This is a genomic window from Janthinobacterium kumbetense (genome assembly GCF_023703445.1).
Classification (GTDB): domain Bacteria; phylum Pseudomonadota; class Gammaproteobacteria; order Burkholderiales; family Burkholderiaceae_D; genus Janthinobacterium; species Janthinobacterium kumbetense.
The window spans coordinates 205,536-220,991 of sequence record NZ_JAMQGR010000001.1 but is presented as its reverse complement, the minus strand read 5'-3'; the positions used below and the strand labels follow the sequence as shown (position 1 = coordinate 220,991).

General features: G+C 64.4%; 19 protein-coding genes. 7 read left to right on the top strand and 12 right to left on the bottom strand.

The genetic code is table 11. The features are described 5' to 3' along the window. The first annotated feature begins 144 nt into the window (after positions 1–144). A complete protein-coding gene (locus NCG91_RS00975; protein WP_435526460.1) occupies positions 145–1,107 on the top strand; it encodes a M14 family metallopeptidase in 963 nt (320 codons plus the stop codon). A gap of 161 nt (positions 1,108–1,268) precedes the next feature. On the opposite strand, the gene NCG91_RS00970 is transcribed toward NCG91_RS00975, so the two are convergent. Continuing rightward, positions 1,269–1,598: an SMR family transporter gene (locus tag NCG91_RS00970; protein WP_070217979.1), complete on the bottom strand. Its 330-nt coding sequence runs from the start codon at positions 1,596–1,598 to the stop codon at positions 1,269–1,271. Positions 1,599–1,621: 23 nt separating this feature from the next. After that, the gene (gene sugE, locus NCG91_RS00965; RefSeq protein ID WP_034783172.1) at positions 1,622–1,942 is read right to left on the bottom strand and encodes a quaternary ammonium compound efflux SMR transporter SugE; all 321 of its coding nucleotides are present in this window, start codon (positions 1,940–1,942) and stop codon (positions 1,622–1,624) included. Positions 1,943–2,157: 215 nt separating this feature from the next. Between sugE and NCG91_RS00960 the strand changes: the two genes are divergently transcribed. The 5 genes from NCG91_RS00960 (at position 2,158) to NCG91_RS00940 (ending at position 6,070) form a co-directional block, all read left to right on the top strand. Further along, entirely contained in the window at positions 2,158–2,520 is a 363-nt protein-coding gene (locus tag NCG91_RS00960) for a DUF1304 domain-containing protein (RefSeq protein WP_435526459.1), read from the top strand. Between the two features lie 158 nt (positions 2,521–2,678). After that, the gene (locus NCG91_RS00955; protein ID WP_251348204.1) at positions 2,679–3,254 is read left to right on the top strand and encodes a hypothetical protein; all 576 of its coding nucleotides are present in this window, start codon (positions 2,679–2,681) and stop codon (positions 3,252–3,254) included. 73 nt (positions 3,255–3,327) lie between these two features. Next, the gene (locus NCG91_RS00950) at positions 3,328–4,500 is read left to right on the top strand and encodes a helix-turn-helix transcriptional regulator (protein ID WP_251348203.1); all 1,173 of its coding nucleotides are present in this window, start codon (positions 3,328–3,330) and stop codon (positions 4,498–4,500) included. Between the two features lie 140 nt (positions 4,501–4,640). Then, positions 4,641–4,937, top strand: a complete 297-nt coding sequence (locus NCG91_RS00945; RefSeq protein ID WP_034751927.1) for an ArsR/SmtB family transcription factor — start codon at positions 4,641–4,643, stop codon at positions 4,935–4,937. 68 nt (positions 4,938–5,005) lie between these two features. Further along, positions 5,006–6,070, top strand: a complete 1,065-nt coding sequence (locus NCG91_RS00940) for an alkene reductase (protein WP_251348202.1) — start codon at positions 5,006–5,008, stop codon at positions 6,068–6,070. Between the two features lie 157 nt (positions 6,071–6,227). Here NCG91_RS00940 and NCG91_RS00935 read toward each other — a convergent pair whose 3' ends face one another. After that, entirely contained in the window at positions 6,228–6,449 is a 222-nt protein-coding gene (locus NCG91_RS00935) for a hypothetical protein (protein ID WP_077406246.1), read from the bottom strand. Positions 6,450–6,698: 249 nt separating this feature from the next. Between NCG91_RS00935 and NCG91_RS00930 the strand changes: the two genes are divergently transcribed. Beyond that, the gene (locus tag NCG91_RS00930; RefSeq protein WP_099667400.1) at positions 6,699–7,310 is read left to right on the top strand and encodes a 1-acyl-sn-glycerol-3-phosphate acyltransferase; all 612 of its coding nucleotides are present in this window, start codon (positions 6,699–6,701) and stop codon (positions 7,308–7,310) included. Here the strand turns inward: NCG91_RS00930 and NCG91_RS00925 are convergent. The 9 genes from NCG91_RS00925 to NCG91_RS00885 form a co-directional block, all read right to left on the bottom strand. Beyond that, on the bottom strand, positions 7,307–7,867 hold the full coding sequence (locus NCG91_RS00925; RefSeq protein ID WP_251348201.1) for a HupE/UreJ family protein: 561 nt from the start codon (positions 7,865–7,867) through the stop codon (positions 7,307–7,309). The two genes, NCG91_RS00930 and NCG91_RS00925, sit on opposite strands and share 4 nt — an antisense overlap. Then, positions 7,864–8,502, bottom strand: coding sequence for an urease accessory protein UreG (ureG, locus tag NCG91_RS00920; protein WP_251348200.1), 639 nt, complete (start codon positions 8,500–8,502; stop codon positions 7,864–7,866). Before ureG ends, NCG91_RS00925 begins: the two co-directional genes overlap by 4 nt. Positions 8,503–8,525: 23 nt before the next feature. Next, positions 8,526–9,206 carry an urease accessory protein UreF gene (locus NCG91_RS00915; RefSeq protein ID WP_251349201.1) on the bottom strand — a complete coding sequence of 227 codons (681 nt, stop codon included), beginning with the start codon at positions 9,204–9,206 and terminating at the stop codon, positions 8,526–8,528. Further along, positions 9,206–9,721, bottom strand: coding sequence for an urease accessory protein UreE (gene ureE / locus NCG91_RS00910; protein ID WP_251348199.1), 516 nt, complete (start codon positions 9,719–9,721; stop codon positions 9,206–9,208). The genes NCG91_RS00915 and ureE overlap by 1 nt, the downstream gene beginning before the upstream one ends. Positions 9,722–9,734: 13 nt before the next feature. After that, a complete protein-coding gene (gene ureC / locus NCG91_RS00905; protein WP_251348198.1) occupies positions 9,735–11,435 on the bottom strand; it encodes an urease subunit alpha in 1,701 nt (566 codons plus the stop codon). A gap of 1 nt (position 11,436) precedes the next feature. Further along, positions 11,437–11,766, bottom strand: a complete 330-nt coding sequence (locus NCG91_RS00900; RefSeq protein WP_251348197.1) for an urease subunit beta — start codon at positions 11,764–11,766, stop codon at positions 11,437–11,439. A gap of 94 nt (positions 11,767–11,860) precedes the next feature. Beyond that, positions 11,861–12,163, bottom strand: a complete 303-nt coding sequence (locus NCG91_RS00895; RefSeq protein WP_034751936.1) for an urease subunit gamma — start codon at positions 12,161–12,163, stop codon at positions 11,861–11,863. A 41-nt stretch (positions 12,164–12,204) separates the two neighbouring features. Continuing rightward, positions 12,205–13,071, bottom strand: a complete 867-nt coding sequence (locus NCG91_RS00890; RefSeq protein WP_251348196.1) for an urease accessory protein UreD — start codon at positions 13,069–13,071, stop codon at positions 12,205–12,207. A gap of 141 nt (positions 13,072–13,212) precedes the next feature. Continuing rightward, positions 13,213–15,435, bottom strand: coding sequence for a two-component system response regulator (locus NCG91_RS00885; RefSeq protein ID WP_251348195.1), 2,223 nt, complete (start codon positions 15,433–15,435; stop codon positions 13,213–13,215). Positions 15,436–15,456: the final 21 nt, after the last annotated feature.

Below are 15,456 nucleotides of genomic sequence, written 5' to 3'. Positions count from 1 at the left end.
CGGCAAGGGAAAACAACATTGGCGCCGATCATGCCATGCCGGGGTGGGCGATGGGTACATTCCTGGCGACATTTTTACGGGTGCTGCCGCGAATCCCGCTAAAATATGCCGACCCCGCTTTCCCTTCCCTGATACCAATAGGATATGTCCAGCATGAGCAGCGCACTCCACTTCAAGTCCATCAACTACACGGGCCAGGGCAGCGGCCCGCGCCTGATCGTCACCGGCGCCGTGCACGGCAATGAAACCTGCGGCACCAAGGGCATCCACCGCGTGATGGCTGAACTCGACAGCGGCGCCCTGTCCATCGTGGCCGGCAGCGTCACTTTCGTGCCCATCACCAACCCGCTCGCTTACGCCAAGGGCGTGCGCAGCGGCGACCGCAACCTGAACCGCAACCTGTTCCCGAACGACGATCCGCAAGATTTCGAAGACCGCATCGCCAATTGGCTGTGCCCGCTGCTGGGCCAGCACGACGTGCTGCTCGACTTGCATTCATTTAATGCCGACAGCCAACCCTTCGTCATGGTGGGGCCGCGCAACAACGACGGCCCGCTGCAACCTTTCAAACATGAAGAAAAGGAACGCGCGCTGGCACGCCGCCTGGGCGTGCGCCGCTTCGTCGACGGCTGGCTGCATGCGTATGGCCAGGGCGTGCAGCGCCGCCTGGGCAATAGCGACCAGGTGGGCCTGGTCTTGCGCTACGGCGTGGGCACGACGGAATACATGCGCTCGACGGGCGGCTATGCGCTCACCCTGGAATGCGGCCAGCATGCGGACCCGGCCGCGCCGGATGTCGCTTACCGCGCCATCATGAACACCTTGGCTTTCCTCGGTTTCATTGACGCGCCGCAGCCGGAAGCCATCGCCGACGCCGACATGGAAGCGCTGAACATGGTCGTCGTGCACGACAAACTGCATGCAAGCGACCGCTTTATCAAGACCTGGTCCAGTTTTGACAAGGTCAAACAGGGCGATCAAATCGGCGTGCGCGCGGACGGCACGCCCGTGACGGCCGAATTCGACGCCTATATCCTGTTCCCCGACGTCAATGCGGCAGCCAATGCCGAGTGGTATTACCTGGCGCGGGTGGCCAGCAGCTTTTGATTAGAGCCTATTCCAGTAGGGAGCGTCATCTGCTGGCAGTTCATCAGGAGCGCGGACAAGGCGTGAGGAGGACGCGTGGCGAGCCACGCGACGACGATCAACGCAGTCCCCGCTTCTGAGGGGCGCCGGCAGGGGATGTATTCATCTACTGGGATAGGCTCTTAGTGGCCGACGGACTTTGAAAACAAGTTAATGACGAGCACGCCGGCAATGATCAGCCCCAGGCCGATCAGGGCCGGCGTGTCCAGGCTTTGCTTGAACCAGAACCAGCCGACGGCGGAAATGAGCACGATGCCCACGCCCGACCAGATCGCGTACACGATGCCGGTGGGAATGACCTTCAAGGTCAGGGACAGGCACCAGAAAGCGATGCTGTAGCCAACCACGGTGATGACGCTGGGCCACAAGCGGCTGAAGCCCTCGGACGCCTTCAAGGCGCTGGTGGCGATCACTTCGGCGATGATGGCAATGGCAAGGTAGAAATATGTCATGGCGAGGCTCATGCTGGCGTCCTTTATTGGGGGCTGAGCAATTTCAAGCCCAGGATGCCCGACACGATCAGGGCGATGCAGGCGATACGCGCGGCGCTGGCCGGCTCGCCCAGCACCATGATGCCGAAGATGGCCGTGCCGACGGTGCCGATGCCCGTCCAGATGGCGTACGCAGTGCCCAGCGGCAAGGTGCGCAAGGCCAGGCCCAGCATCACCACGCTGCCCAGCATGGAAATAGCCGTCAGCACGGATGGCACGAGGCGGGTAAAGCCGGCACTGTATTTGAGGCCGATGGCCCAGCCGATTTCCAGCAAACCAGCCAATACCAAAATAATCCACGCCATCGTACTCTCCTGAGGCGGCAGGGTCGTCCCCGCCATGCAGCCCCGTCATCGAGCGGGGTCGTCCCCACAGGAGCAAAAGGAAAAGTATACCACCGGGTGAAAAGGCTTGCCGCCAGCACATTTTTCTAGTGCGTAGTGCGGCCGCTCCAATCGAAAGTTGCCAAAAAACATGCTGATGGCCGCATAATTGCCGCATCCATTCACTCTCGGGAACAATGATGCTGCTTCTGGCCCAGATTCTTACCGCCCTCATCCTGCTGCTGCACGCCTACATCGTGCTGCTGGAAACCGTGCTGTTCGATGCGCGCGGACGCAAGGTGTTTGGCCTGTCGAAGGAAAAAGCGGAGATCGTGCGTCCCGCCATGTCGAACCAGGGTTGCTACAACGGTTTTCTCGTCGCGGCGCTGGCGCTGGGCTTTTTTCACCCGGACGCGGCCATCGCCCATGCGTTTACCGTGTTCGGCCTGGCGTGCATCGCCGTGGCCGGCGCATGGGGCGCGGCCACCGTCATGACGCGCATCCTCTACCTGCAAACGGTGCCTGCCGTCATCGCCTTGCTGCTGTTCCACTTCGCCTGATCCCCGCCGGGGCGGCCTGCCGGCCGCCCTACCCCACTCCGCGCCGCCGGCGCATACCCCAAATGGGTGATGTTTCCAAAAAACATGCCCGATACAATTCCTTGTAGCAAAGATACCACCAGACACATGGTGGCAAGTCACCGTCCACAGGGAAAATCATGCAAGCACATCCAACCACCTTTGCCGTCACTTTGCTCGGCTGCCTCATGCTGTCCGCCTGCGGTGGCGGCGGCAGCGCCGACAGTGGCTCGGGCGGCGGTTCCACCAGCGCCAGCGGCGGCACCTCGTCCACCTGCCAGTACAACAATCTGATCAGCGATACGGAACGCAAGCAGGCCAGCGCCTGCGGCATCCAGGTATCGGGCAACTACGCCCAGGCCGATTCCGGCTATGACAGCGTGATCGCCGCCTGCAAGCAGGGCGAAAAGGCCAAGGCGGATACCTACTACAGCGGCACGTACCAGAAAATGGTCGACTACGCGCGCTCCGTGAGCAAGGAACTCGGCTGCGGGCAAAGCAACGGCGCCACCTTGCCCAACAACACCGTGGCCAGCAACTACAATTTCTGTGTCAAAAGCACCACCGTCAATGGTAAGCTCAGCTATGAAGGCGCTTGCTACGGCCCCGTCAAATCCGGCGAAGGGGGCTGCGGCAGCGGTTACAACTATGTGAGCCAGTACGCCAGCCTCAGCACGTGCACCTCCGGCGGCAAAAGCTGGCTGGAATCGCGCTAGGGAAGCCGGGCGGCCGCTGCCAAGGCCGCCCGCGCCATGCCTTGTCCACCGCTTGCCGCCATGAGGATCGCCAATGACGCCATCGCTCGCCGTCGCCAGCCAGGCACTGATTACCCTGATCTATGAAGCGGCCACACAACATATCCAATGGCAAGATTTCCTTGCCGCCTTTGCACGCCAGCTGAAATCGCACGCGGGTTTGATCTGGGCCAATGATTTCAACAACCGCTCGGTCGACGTCCAGCTGCCCGGCAGCGGCCTGTCCGCCACCTATGGCTTCGAAACGGATGCCATGGCCAGCTTTGCCAGCTATTACGGCGCGCGCAATGTCTGGCTGGAAGACGCCACCCTGCACCACGAAGGCGCCGTCGTCACCGGCTCCATGCTGTTTCCCGACCATTGCCTGAAGAAAACCGAATACTGGGCGGACTGGCTGCGCCCGCAAGACATCTTTTATACGGCGGCGGCCATCGTCGAATTGCGCGCCGAACGCTCCACCAACGTCACCGTGGTGCGCCGCGAACGGGCGGGCGCCTACGAGGCGGGCGAGCTGGCGCTGATCCGCAGCCTGATGCCGCATTTGCAGACGGCCTTTGCCCTGCAGCGCAAGCTGCGCCGGCTGGAAGTGCTGTCCCGGAGTTCCACCCAGGTGCTGGAATTGCTGCCGTTTGGCGTGCTGCTGCTCGACGCCACGTCGCAATTGCTGTACGCCAACGAGCGGGCGCTGGCCATGACGGCCTCGACGCGGCTGCTGCAGTTGCGTGAAGGCGCGCCCCTGTATTGCCCGCGCGAAGCGGACAACGGCGCGCTGCGGCGCATGCTGCACGAGGCGGCGCAAACGGGCACGGCGGCAGCAGGCGGCCCCGGCGGCGTGCTCAACCTGAGCGGCTTGACGGGAGAACAGCTGCGCCTGCGCGTCACGCCCCTGCCCTCCTGGCACAGTCCGTTCGGCTCGGCCAGCGCCATCGCCGTCTTTCTCAGCGACAGCAGCGACCTGATCACCTCCCTGGCCGCCACCCTGCGCAATTTCTATGGCATGACGGTGGCCGAGGCGCGCCTGACGGAAGCGCTCGTCAACGGCTATTCCCTGCAGGAATACGCCGAACGCCAGCGCATTTCCATCCACACGGCGCGCACGCAGATCAAGAGCGCCACCGCCAAGGCCGGCGCCCAGCGCCAGGTGGACCTCGTGCGCATCGTATTGACGGGCCCGGCCGTGCTGCAGCGCAATCCCCTTCCCGCCTGAATCCGTTCAAAAACGCGCGCCGCCAGCACGCTTTTCATTTATATCGTAAGATAGATATATCGCAAAACAGCGATATTAGAATTGAACAACTACGATATATACATCGTTGAAAAGCGAATTGTATGTTCAGGAGAAACGATATGGATATCGACGCCATCCACAAGGCGCTGGCCAATCCGGTGCGCCGGCAGATTTTGCAATGGCTCAAGGAACCGGAACAGTATTTCCAGGAGCAGGATCACCCGCTGCACCTGGGCGTGTGTGCCGGCCTGATCGACCGCCGCCTGAACCTGTCGCAATCGACGGTCTCGGCGCACCTGGCCAGCTTGCAAAAGGCGGGCCTGATTTCCGCAACCAAGGTGGGCCAATGGAGTTTCTTCAGCCGCAACGAAGCCACCATCCAGGCCTTTCTCGATCACATGCAGCAAGGTTTGTAAGCACAGCTTTCATCTCGATCACTCCGTCTCAACGCCGCTCGAGCGGCCCCAACAAGGAAATGACAATCATGGCAACTTTATTCGACCCCATCACCATTGGCAGTCTGCAACTGAAAAACCGCATCATCATGGCGCCGCTGACGCGTTCGCGCGCCGGCAATCCGGGCCGCGTGCCCAACGCCCTGATGGCCGAGTACTACACGCAGCGCGCCTCGGCCGGCATGATCATCTCGGAAGCGACGGCCGTCACGCCGCAGGGCGTGGGCTACGCCGACACGCCGGGCATCTGGTCCGAGGAACAGGTGGAAGGCTGGAAACACATCACCCGGGCCGTGCATGACGCTGGCGGCCTGATCGTGCTGCAGCTGTGGCATGTGGGCCGCATTTCCGCCCCCGTCTTCCTCGATGGCGACTTGCCCGTGGCGCCCAGCGCCGTCAAACCGGCCGGCCACGTGAGCCTGGTGCGCCCGAAACAGGAGTTCGTCACGCCGCGCGCGCTCGATACGGAAGAAATTCCCGGCATCGTGGCAGCCTACCGCCTGGGCGCCGAAAATGCAAAAAAAGCGGGTTTCGACGGCGTGGAAATCCATGGCGCCAATGGTTATTTGCTCGACCAATTCCTGCAAGACAGCACCAACTTGCGCACCGACAACTACGGCGGTTCGATTGAAAACCGCGCCCGTTTGATGCTGGAAGTGACGGACGCGTGCATCGAAGTCTGGGGCGCCGACAAGGTGGGCATGCACCTGGCGCCGCGCCGCGACGCGCACGACATGGGCGACTCGGACCCGCACGCCACCTTCGGCTACGTGGCACGCGAGCTGGGCAAGCGCGGCATCGCTTTCATCTGCGCCCGCGAAGCGCTGGGTGAAGACCGCCTGGGGCCGTACCTGAAGCAGGAATTCGGCGGCGTGTACATTGCCAACGAGAAAATGGACAAGGCGGCGGCCGAAGCCTTGCTGGCCAAGGGCGAAGCCGATGCCGTCGCCTTTGGCCTGTGGTTCATCGCCAACCCCGACCTGCCCACCCGCCTGCACAGCGACGCGCCCTTGAATCCGCTGAACCCGGACACCCTGTACGCGCCGGACGCTGCCGGCTACACGGACTACCCGGCACTGGCGGCACAAGCCTGAGCGGCAAGCTGCACGGCACCCTGAAAGCCCCCTGAGCGGCACTGCGCCGCCCATTCCCCCCCCTGGCGGCGGACACGACGATACCAACGCACTGACTGCGTGACGATCGCCGCGTCCGCCGCTTTTTTATTGACGCCGCCGCGCCGTTCCCTCACCTTCAGCGCCATCGGCGCCGTGCCGGCCGGGCCGGGCGACGCGCCTGCACGCTGCTGAAGACGCGGCGTATCACCTCGACCGGTACCGCGTGCTCGCGCAAATACGCTGTCGCCACCGTCCGCCCCAGTGCGTGGTGGAAGGCGACGCCCCGCTCGACGAGCTCGGCCATCACCTTGTCCGTTCGCACATTCTCCCCATTCACCTCGTCGATGCTGTTTTTCATGCCATGGCTCCCTGTCGGGTGGATCAACACTGCATGAAGTTTTGACCACATTGTGCGCATTTAGTGCCCGACACGGAGGTCAAGCATCGTTAAAATAGCAGCAGCAACGGCCCCGACACCGCATGAATAGCGGCCTCGGCTGCTTGTCGCCATCGCCAGCCCCGTATAGAATGCCTGCGCAGAATTTTGCTTCAAGGAAAATGGCCACCAGCGCCATCCCATTAAGAACAGTGTCACTGAAGGGTATCAATGGACGATTTATTTGTACAAGCGGGCGACTTGCCGACCTGGCACCAGCGTTGCGCGCTGCGCGTGCTGCACCTGTTTGGCTGGCGCATGCGCTTCCGTCCCCTGCCGGGGCCGCGCGGCATCGCCGTCGTCTACCCGCACACGTCCAACTGGGATTTCATGGTGGGCCTGTTCGGCAAATGGGCGCTGTCCTTGCCCTTCCGCTGGCTGGCCAAGGATTCCCTGTTCCGCGGCCCGATGGGCAAGGTGCTGCGCTACCTGGGCGGCGAACCCGTCGACCGCAGCACCACCAGCGGCACCATTCAGCGCCAGGCCGAGCGCATGCTGGCCGCCGACTGGTACTGGCTGGCCATCACGCCGGAAGCGACGCGCAGCTACCGTCCGAACTGGAAAAGCGGCTTTTATCACCTGGCCGTGGCGGCCAAGGTGCCCTTGCTGCTGGTGTACATCGACTACCCGAACAAGGTGCTGGGCGTCGTCGACCATTTATATTTGACGGGCGACAAGGATGCCGACATGGCCGCCATTGCCGCCGTGTATGCGGGCCACCAGGGCTTGCACCCGGAAAAGGCGGCGCCCATCGTGCTGTCGGAGCGCCGTCCCGGTTCTTAATTCAGTCCCATCAACACCACGCCGGCGGCCGTCAAGGCCACGCCGGCCACGCGCAGCATGCGCTCGGCCAATACCTGGCCCAGGAAACGTCCCGCCCCCAGCAAGACAGCCGAGGCCAGCATGAAGCCGCACGCGGCCGAGGCGGCCGGCAATTCCTGGCCGTGCGCATTGCCATGCGCCAAGGCAAACACGCCCACCAGGCCCATGCCGAGCCAGTTCGGCAAGGCCAGCGCCAGCGCGATGGCCAGCCCCACCAGCGCCACCGTGGCGGCGATGCCCGTTTCCAGCCCCGGCACCGTCATGCCCGCCATGCCGGCCAGCGCGCCCAGCAGCATCATGCCGAGAAAAGTGGCGGGCTGGGCCAGGCCGCCGCGCTGCTGGCCGCCCCAGACACCCACGCCCAGCATGGCCAGCAAATGGTCGATGCCCGTGAACGGATGGGCGAAACCGGCCAGGAAGCCGGCGTTCTCGCCATGGCCGGGATGGGCCATGGCGGGCAAGGCCAGCAGGCACAGCGCCGCCACGGCGGCCGTTTTCTTCATCAATCTTGCGCTCATTGCAGCTCCTTGCCTGGTTGATCGAGCAAACCTTGCTCGCGGATAAAATCGATAACGACCTGCACGCCGTCGCCGCTGCGCAGGTTGGTGAACACGAAGGGACGTTCGCCGCGCATGCGCCTGGCGTCCTGCGCCATGATGTCCAGGTTGGCGCCCACGTAGGGCGCCAGATCCGTCTTGTTGATGATCAACAAATCGGAACGCGTGATGCCGGGCCCGCCCTTGCGCGGGATCTTTTCGCCGCCAGCCACGTCGATCACGTAAATCGTCAAATCCGACAATTCCGGGCTGAAGGTGGCGGCCAGGTTATCGCCGCCCGATTCGACCAGGATCAAGTCGAGATTCGGAAAGTCTGCTTGCATGCGCGCGATGGCTTCCAGGTTGATGGATGCATCTTCGCGGATGGCCGTGTGCGGGCAGCCGCCCGTTTCCACGCCCATCAGGCGCTCGGCCGGCAAGGCATCGGCGCGCAGCAGGATTTCCATGTCTTCCTTGGTATAGATGTCGTTCGTGATGACGGCCATGTCGTAGCGCTCGCGCATGCCCTTGCACAGCATTTCGCACAGGGCCGTCTTGCCCGAGCCGACGGGGCCGCCGATGCCTACGCGCAGGGGGTTTGAGGTAATCGATGTCATGTTGTAGTCTCTCGTGGTAGTGTTCAGGAGCGGTACAGCCGGCTGTACTGCACTTCGTGCCGCATCGACAGCAGCGACAGGCCGGGCGCCCAGTTGCCCATCTCGTCGTCTTGCAAGGTTTGCGCCGTCAGGGCCGCCGCTTCCAGGTCCGGCCGCAGCGACAGCAACAATCGCTGGCCCGCCACCTGCCCCAGCGGCACGGATTTCACGCAGACGAGCACCTGGTTTTCCGCCCAGGCGAACAGCATGGCCAGCAGCGCCTCTTCGCGCGGAATGGCCAGCGCCGCCACGGCGCAAGCATACGCGGTGGGCAGGGCCACTTCCGGCTGGCCCTGCAGCATGTCGATCAGCACGCCGTCGGCCACGCCCAGCTCGGCCAGCAATTTGGTCAGCGAATATCCCATCTGGATGGTTTCGGCGCGAAATTCCGCCGTGTCGCGCGAAGCGATGAAACGCTCGCTCCAGCGCTGCACGGCGTGCAGATCCTGCGCTTCGAAGGCTTGCATCAAGCGCCAGCACAGGGGCGCCTCCCAGCGCGCCACCACCTGCGCCAGATGCTGGGCGATCCATTCGCGCGCCGTGGCCGCATCCGTCACCAAGCCCGATTCTAGCGCCGCTTCCAGCCCCTGCGAATAACTGTAGGCGCCGATCGGCAAGGCCGGGCTGGCGAACTGCAGCAAATGCAGCAGGGCCGACGCCTGCATCATGCGGCGTCACCGGGGCGGTGGATCTTTTGCCGCAGCGGCACGGGCGCCAGCAAGTGCTGGCCGTGACCATCGTGGTGACCATGGCCGCCGCCATACGCGCCCGCCTCGGGCTCGAACGGCGCGCTTTCTTCCGTCACAGTCGCTTGCAAGCCTTCCAGCATCTCCTTGAGCACCACGTCCTTGCGGATGCGCAAAAAGCCGTCGCCCACCTGCGCCTGCGTGTGCCGGTTCCCCAGGTGGAAGGCGCAGCGCAGCAGGGTATGCGCATCCGCGCACTGCACCAGATAGGTCGGTTCGCGCGCGGCGACGATCTGCACCACCTGGCCATCCGGCCCCGTCATGCGTTCGCCGTCGCGCAGCACCGTGCCGCGCACGGTGAACACGGCGACGTCCTCGCCATTCGACAGCACGGCGCGCAGCCGGCATTTTTCGCGTTGGTCGTAGGGCAGCACCAGTTGGGCAACGGCGGCGCGATGATCGTCTGCCGTCAGTTTGGTATGCAAAGTGAGCATGCTTGTCTCCCGCTTAAAATAGAAAATAGCGCTGCGCCATGGGCAGCACAGCGGCCGCCTCGCACACGAGCAGCTGGCCGTCGGCGCGCACGGCGTAGGTTTCCGGGTCTACTTCCATGTGCGGCGTGGCGCTGTTGTGGACCATGTCGTGCTTGCGCAAGCCGCGCATGTTCTTCACGGCGATGACGGATTTATTCAGTTTGAGCTGGTGGCCGATATCGAGCTCGTAGGCCGCCTGCGAGACAAACGTAAACGACTTTTTCAGGCCGCCGCCGAAGGCGCCGAACATCATGCGGTAGTGCACGGGCTGGGGCGTGGGAATCGAGGCGTTCGGGTCGCCCATCTGCGCCGCCGCGATCATGCCGCCTTTTAAGATCATCGACGGCTTGACGCCGAAGAAGGCCGGCTTCCACAGCACGATGTCGGCGATCTTGCCCGCCTCGATCGAGCCCACCACGTGCGAAATGCCATGCGTGATGGCCGGATTGATCGTGTACTTGGCGATATAGCGCTTGGCGCGGAAATTGTCGCTGCGCGCCGTGTCGGGCGCCAGCGCGCCCCGCTGCACCTTCATCTTGTGCGCCGTCTGCCAGGTGCGCATGATCACTTCGCCCACCCTGCCCATCGCCTGCGAGTCGGACGACATCATCGAGATGGCGCCGATATCGTGCAGGATGTCTTCCGCGGCGATGGTTTCGCGGCGGATGCGCGACTCGGCGAACGCCACGTCTTCGGCGATGGCCGGATCCAGGTGGTGGCACACCATCAGCATGTCCAGGTGCTCGTCGAGCGTGTTGACGGTGAACGGGCGCGTGGGGTTGGTTGACGAGGGCAGCACGTTGGCTTGCCCGACGGCGGCGATGATGTCGGGCGCATGGCCGCCGCCCGCCCCTTCCGTGTGAAACGTGTGGATGGTGCGGTCCTTGAAGGCCGCCAAGGTGTGTTCCAGGAAGCCGCCCTCGTTGAGGGTATCGCTGTGCAGCGCCACCTGGATATCCATGCGGTCGGCCACCGACAGGCAATTATCGATGGCGGCCGGCGTGCTGCCCCAGTCTTCGTGCAGTTTCAAGCCGATGGCGCCCGCGCGCACCTGCTCTTCCAGGGGCAGCGGCAAGCTGACATTCCCTTTTCCCATGAAGCCCAGGTTCATCGGGAAGGCGTCGCTGGCGGCCAGCATGGCGTGCAAATGCCACGGCCCCGGCGTGCAGGTGGTGGCGGCCGTGCCCACGGCCGGCCCAGTGCCGCCGCCCAGCATGGTGGTCACGCCGCTCATCAGCGCTTCCTCGATCTGCTGCGGGCAGATGAAGTGGATATGCGTGTCGACGCCGCCAGCCGTGACGATCATGCCTTCGCCGGCGATGATTTCCGTCGCGCCGCCGATGGGGAGCGTGACGCCGGGCTGGATGTCGGGGTTGCCCGCCTTGCCGATGCCGAAAATCAGGCCGTTTTTCAAGCCGATATCCGCCTTCACGATGCCCCAGTGGTCGAGGATGACGGCATTCGTGATGACGGTATCCATCACCTCGGCCGCGCAGCGCTGCGACTGGCCCATGCCGTCGCGGATCACCTTGCCGCCGCCGAATTTCACCTCTTCGCCGTAGATCGCGTAGTCATGCTCGATCTCGATGAACAGTTCCGTGTCGGCCAGGCGGATGCGGTCGCCCTTGGTGGGGCCGAACATTTCGGCATACGCGCTGCGGGGAATGCTGGCCATCTCAATCCTTTCCCGGTGGAGTGTCTTGCAGTTCACCCATCACTGCGCCATTGAAGCCGTAGACCTTGCGTTCGCCCGCCAGCGCCACCAGTTCCACCGTGCGCTGCTGGCCCGGTTCGAAGCGCACGGCCGTGCCGGCCGTGATATTGAGGCGCATGCCGTAGGCGCGCCAGCGCTCGAAGGCCAGCGCCGGGTTGACTTCGAAAAAGTGAAAGTGCGAGCCCACCTGGATCGGCCGGTCGCCCCGGTTGGCCACCACCACGGTAGCCGTGGCGCGGCCCGCATTCAGGCTGATTTCGCCTTCTTCCAATTTGTATTCGCCTGGGGTCATAATGTTTTCCTTCGTCAAAGCGCTCTACGCTGGCCGGCGGATCGCCGGCGCCACACAGGCACGGCGCGGATGGCGCCCTGCCATGCAATCAAAACTACGGTATCGGGTGGTGCACGGTCACCAGCTTGCTGCCGTCGGGGAAGGTCGCTTCCACCTGGATATCGGGGATCATCTCGGCGATGCCGTCCATGACGTCGGCGCGCGACAGAATCTTCGTGCCGTCCGACATCAGCTGCGCCACCGACTTGCCGTCGCGCGCGCCTTCCATGATGGCGGCACTGATCAGGGCCACCGCTTCCGGATAATTGAGCTTCAAGCCGCGCGCCAGGCGCCGTTCGGCCAGCAGCGCGGCCGTAAAAATGAGCAGCTTGTCTTTTTCGCGGGGAGTCAGGTCCATGGTTTTCCTTACGCTTCTTTCCTGATTAAGTGTTCCAGATGCTAAGTGTTCCAGATGCGGGGCACAACGGCGTCGCGTCCCAGCATGGCGGGACGCAGCAGCTGCCAGGCGGCCAGCATGATGCGGCGCGCCGCCTCGCTGTCGCCGCACAGCAGGCGCACCACCACCAGCGCTTTCATGTGGGTGGCGCCAAACGCGGCGCCGGCCGGCACGGCGATCTCGCGCACGGCCGCCAGCACGGCGGGAGAAACGGGCATGCCGACGGCGATCAGGGTGGCGCACACCGTGTGGCCCCCCAGTCCCAGCGGGCTGGCCATCAGGGCGCCGCCGGCGGCCAGCACGCCCTGCTCCCACCACAGCAGCTTGCCGCCGCGGCGGATCTGCACCTGCTGGCTGATGCTGCCCGTATTGAACATTTCGCCCGAGGCGCCGCGGCCCAGGCAAACGATGTCGCAGCCGATGTAGCCGGCGTCCGGCGCCAGTTCCACCTCGTGGCGCAGGCGCACGCAAGCCTGGTCGAAGAAAATGCTTTCCTGCGGCAGCCACTCGATGGCGGCGCCGCTGCCGGCGCGCAGCACGAGGTGCTGGCCCGAGACATGGCCGTTCGCGCGGTACCACTTGGCGGCGCCGGGGGACGTGAGCAAGGCGTGCGCGCCCTCGCCCACCGTGGCGTCGACGGCCAGCTGGTCGCCGCCCACCACGCCGCCGGGCGGATGGATGATGATGGCGTGGCAAATGGCATCGCCTTCCGGATACAGGGGCTTTTGCACGCGCAGGGGGCCGCTGTGCGTGCGCTCGACGAGGCGGCTGACGCCATCGTGCAGCGCAAAGCCCAGACGCAAATGCGCCTGCCAGGCGCTGTGCGCGCTGGCGGCAGAAGGCGTTGCGAAATGTGGGCTGTCTGGCATGCACTGCAATCGTGTAAATAACGATCTACAAAGCAGGATGCATGCCAGCGTCAGAGGGAAGAAACGTGAGAATCATGCACCGCATTGCGGCGCCCGCACCATATCAGTGCAGTTATCGTGCAGGCACGGCGCGGGGTGTGCTTATGCCGACACGGCTGCCGGCGCCACCGTCAGCACGCGCCGTTCGCGCAGCAAGGCCGTGAAGGCTTCCGCGGCCAGGGGGCGGCTGAAATAATAGCCCTGCATTTCGTCGCAGCCGTGTTCCGTCAAAAAATCCACCTGCTCGCGCGTTTCCACGCCTTCAGCGATGACGCGCATGTCCAGGTTATGCGCCAGCGAAATGACGGAACGGGCGATGGCCGCATCGCTGCTGCTGGTGGTGACGTCGTCGACAAACGATTTGTCGATCTTCAGCACGTCGATGGGGAAGCGTTTCAGGTAGCCGAGGCTGGAATACCCGGTGCCGAAGTCGTCAAGCGAAATGCCCACGCCGATATCCTTCAGGCGCGTGAGGGCCGCCACCGCCTTGTCCGGGTCGCCCATCACCGTGCTTTCCGTGATTTCGATGCCCAGGCAGGCAGGCGCGATGGCGTATTTACGCAGGGCCGCCTCGACGAACGGCACCGTGCGGTCTTGCGCGAACTGCTTGCCGGACAGGTTGACGGCCACCTTGATGCTGCCCAGGCCCGCGTCGTGCCAGGCGCGGATTTGCGCGCAGACGCTTTCGAGCACCCATTCGCCGATGGCCGTGATCGAGCCATATTCCTCGGCCAGCGCGATGAACAGGCCGGGCGGCACCTTGCCCAGCACCGGGTTATCCCAGCGCAGCAAGGCTTCCGCGCCCAGCAAGGCGCCCGTGCGCAAGCACATCTGCGGCTGGTAGTGCACTTCGAATTCATCGCGGCCGATGGCGCCGCGCAGCTGCTGCTGCATCGCCAGGCGGGCGCGGATGTCGCTGCCCATGCGCTCCGTGAAGAAGGCGTAATGGTCGCGCCCCATTTCCTTGGCGCGCACGAGGGCCGTGTCGGCGTGGCGCAGCACGTCGTCGAGGCTGTCGCCGTCGGCCGGACACATGGCGATGCCGATGCTGGTCGTCAGCGCCAGACGCTCGCCATCGACGCTGAGTTCCTCGCGCAAGCCGGCCAGGATGGTTTGCGCCAGCGCAAGCGTGCGCCCCAGCAGGGCATCGTCCTGCAGCAGGATCTGGAATTCGTCGCCGCCCTGGCGCACCACCGTGTCGCCTTCGCGCACGCAGCCGGACAGGAAACGCGCCACCACTTGCAGCGCCTTGTCGCCCACGGCCTGGCCGTGCGAATCGTTGATGTTCTTGAAGCGGTCCAGGTCCAGGCACATCAGCACCACTTGCTGGCTGTCGCGCAGGGCGTTCGCGCGCGCCTGTTCAAAGCGCTCGCGCAGCAGCACGCGGTTCGGCAAACCCGTCAACGCGTCGTGGTAGGAGAGGAAATCGATCAGATGCTGCTCCGCCTTGCGCTCGCTGATGTCGAGGAAGACGCCGATGTAGTTGACGACGGCGCCGTCGGGGCCGTGCACGGTGGAGACGCTGAGCAGGCAGGGATAGGTGTCGCCGCTCCTGCGCCGCGTCTGCACCTCGCCCGACCAGCAGCCGCTGCTGCGCAAGCCCTGGCGCAGGGCCAGCAGCACCGCCTCGCCCGTGTATTCGGCGTGCAGGCGCAAAATGTCCGTGCCCACCACTTCCTGCGCCGCGTAGCCGGTGATGCGCGTAAAGGCGGGATTGGCCGTGACGATGACGCCGGCCGGATCGGTGATCAGGATGGCGTCCTGCGTCGCTTCGAAGACCTGGCCGGACAGGCGCAGCAATTCTTCATTGGCGCGGCGGATCTGCACTTCGCGCGCCAAGGTGCTGGCCACCTGCTCCAGTTCGGCCGTGCGTTCGGCCACGCGCCGTTCCAGGTTGGCGCGCTCCTGCGCCAGCTGCAGCTGCGCCCGCGCCAGGCGCACGTGGGCGTCCGTGCGGGCCAGGATTTCCTCGGCCTGGAAGGGTTTGGCGATGAAATCGACGGCGCCCAGCGCGAAGCCGCGCACCTTGTCGTCCGTATCGTACTGGGCCGACAGGAAGATCACCGGTACCTGGCGCAAGGACGGTATCTCCTTCAGGCGGCGGCACACTTCAAAGCCGTCGAGGCCGGGCATGCGTACGTCGAGCAGGATCAGCTCGGGCGGGCGCGCCTGGGCCGTCCACAGGGCCAGTTCGCCGTTCGGCGCCTGGCGCACCGCATAGCCGGCGCCGCCCAGCAAATCGCTCAACAGCTTCAGCGAAGCCGGCGTATCTTCAACGATCAGTACTTCGCCCTTCGAATTCACTTCCGAAAAATCGCGGTGCATGTAGCAGTTCTCTCAGCTTTG

Coding starts and splice junctions, on each gene's coding strand:
- NCG91_RS00975 (WP_435526460.1), top strand. CDS start 145: ATGTCCAGCATGAGCAGCGCACTCCACTTCAAGTCCATCAACTACACG.
- NCG91_RS00970 (WP_070217979.1), bottom strand. CDS start 1,598: ATGACATATTTCTACCTTGCCATTGCCATCATCGCCGAAGTGATCGCC.
- sugE (WP_034783172.1), bottom strand. CDS start 1,942: ATGGCGTGGATTATTTTGGTATTGGCTGGTTTGCTGGAAATCGGCTGG.
- NCG91_RS00960 (WP_435526459.1), top strand. CDS start 2,158: ATGATGCTGCTTCTGGCCCAGATTCTTACCGCCCTCATCCTGCTGCTG.
- NCG91_RS00955 (WP_251348204.1), top strand. CDS start 2,679: ATGCAAGCACATCCAACCACCTTTGCCGTCACTTTGCTCGGCTGCCTC.
- NCG91_RS00950 (WP_251348203.1), top strand. CDS start 3,328: ATGACGCCATCGCTCGCCGTCGCCAGCCAGGCACTGATTACCCTGATC.
- NCG91_RS00945 (WP_034751927.1), top strand. CDS start 4,641: ATGGATATCGACGCCATCCACAAGGCGCTGGCCAATCCGGTGCGCCGG.
- NCG91_RS00940 (WP_251348202.1), top strand. CDS start 5,006: ATGGCAACTTTATTCGACCCCATCACCATTGGCAGTCTGCAACTGAAA.
- NCG91_RS00935 (WP_077406246.1), bottom strand. CDS start 6,449: ATGAAAAACAGCATCGACGAGGTGAATGGGGAGAATGTGCGAACGGAC.
- NCG91_RS00930 (WP_099667400.1), top strand. CDS start 6,699: ATGGACGATTTATTTGTACAAGCGGGCGACTTGCCGACCTGGCACCAG.
- NCG91_RS00925 (WP_251348201.1), bottom strand. CDS start 7,867: ATGAGCGCAAGATTGATGAAGAAAACGGCCGCCGTGGCGGCGCTGTGC.
- ureG (WP_251348200.1), bottom strand. CDS start 8,502: ATGACATCGATTACCTCAAACCCCCTGCGCGTAGGCATCGGCGGCCCC.
- NCG91_RS00915 (WP_251349201.1), bottom strand. CDS start 9,206: ATGCAGGCGTCGGCCCTGCTGCATTTGCTGCAGTTCGCCAGCCCGGCC.
- ureE (WP_251348199.1), bottom strand. CDS start 9,721: ATGCTCACTTTGCATACCAAACTGACGGCAGACGATCATCGCGCCGCC.
- ureC (WP_251348198.1), bottom strand. CDS start 11,435: ATGGCCAGCATTCCCCGCAGCGCGTATGCCGAAATGTTCGGCCCCACC.
- NCG91_RS00900 (WP_251348197.1), bottom strand. CDS start 11,766: ATGACCCCAGGCGAATACAAATTGGAAGAAGGCGAAATCAGCCTGAAT.
- NCG91_RS00895 (WP_034751936.1), bottom strand. CDS start 12,163: ATGGACCTGACTCCCCGCGAAAAAGACAAGCTGCTCATTTTTACGGCC.
- NCG91_RS00890 (WP_251348196.1), bottom strand. CDS start 13,071: ATGCCAGACAGCCCACATTTCGCAACGCCTTCTGCCGCCAGCGCGCAC.
- NCG91_RS00885 (WP_251348195.1), bottom strand. CDS start 15,435: ATGCACCGCGATTTTTCGGAAGTGAATTCGAAGGGCGAAGTACTGATC.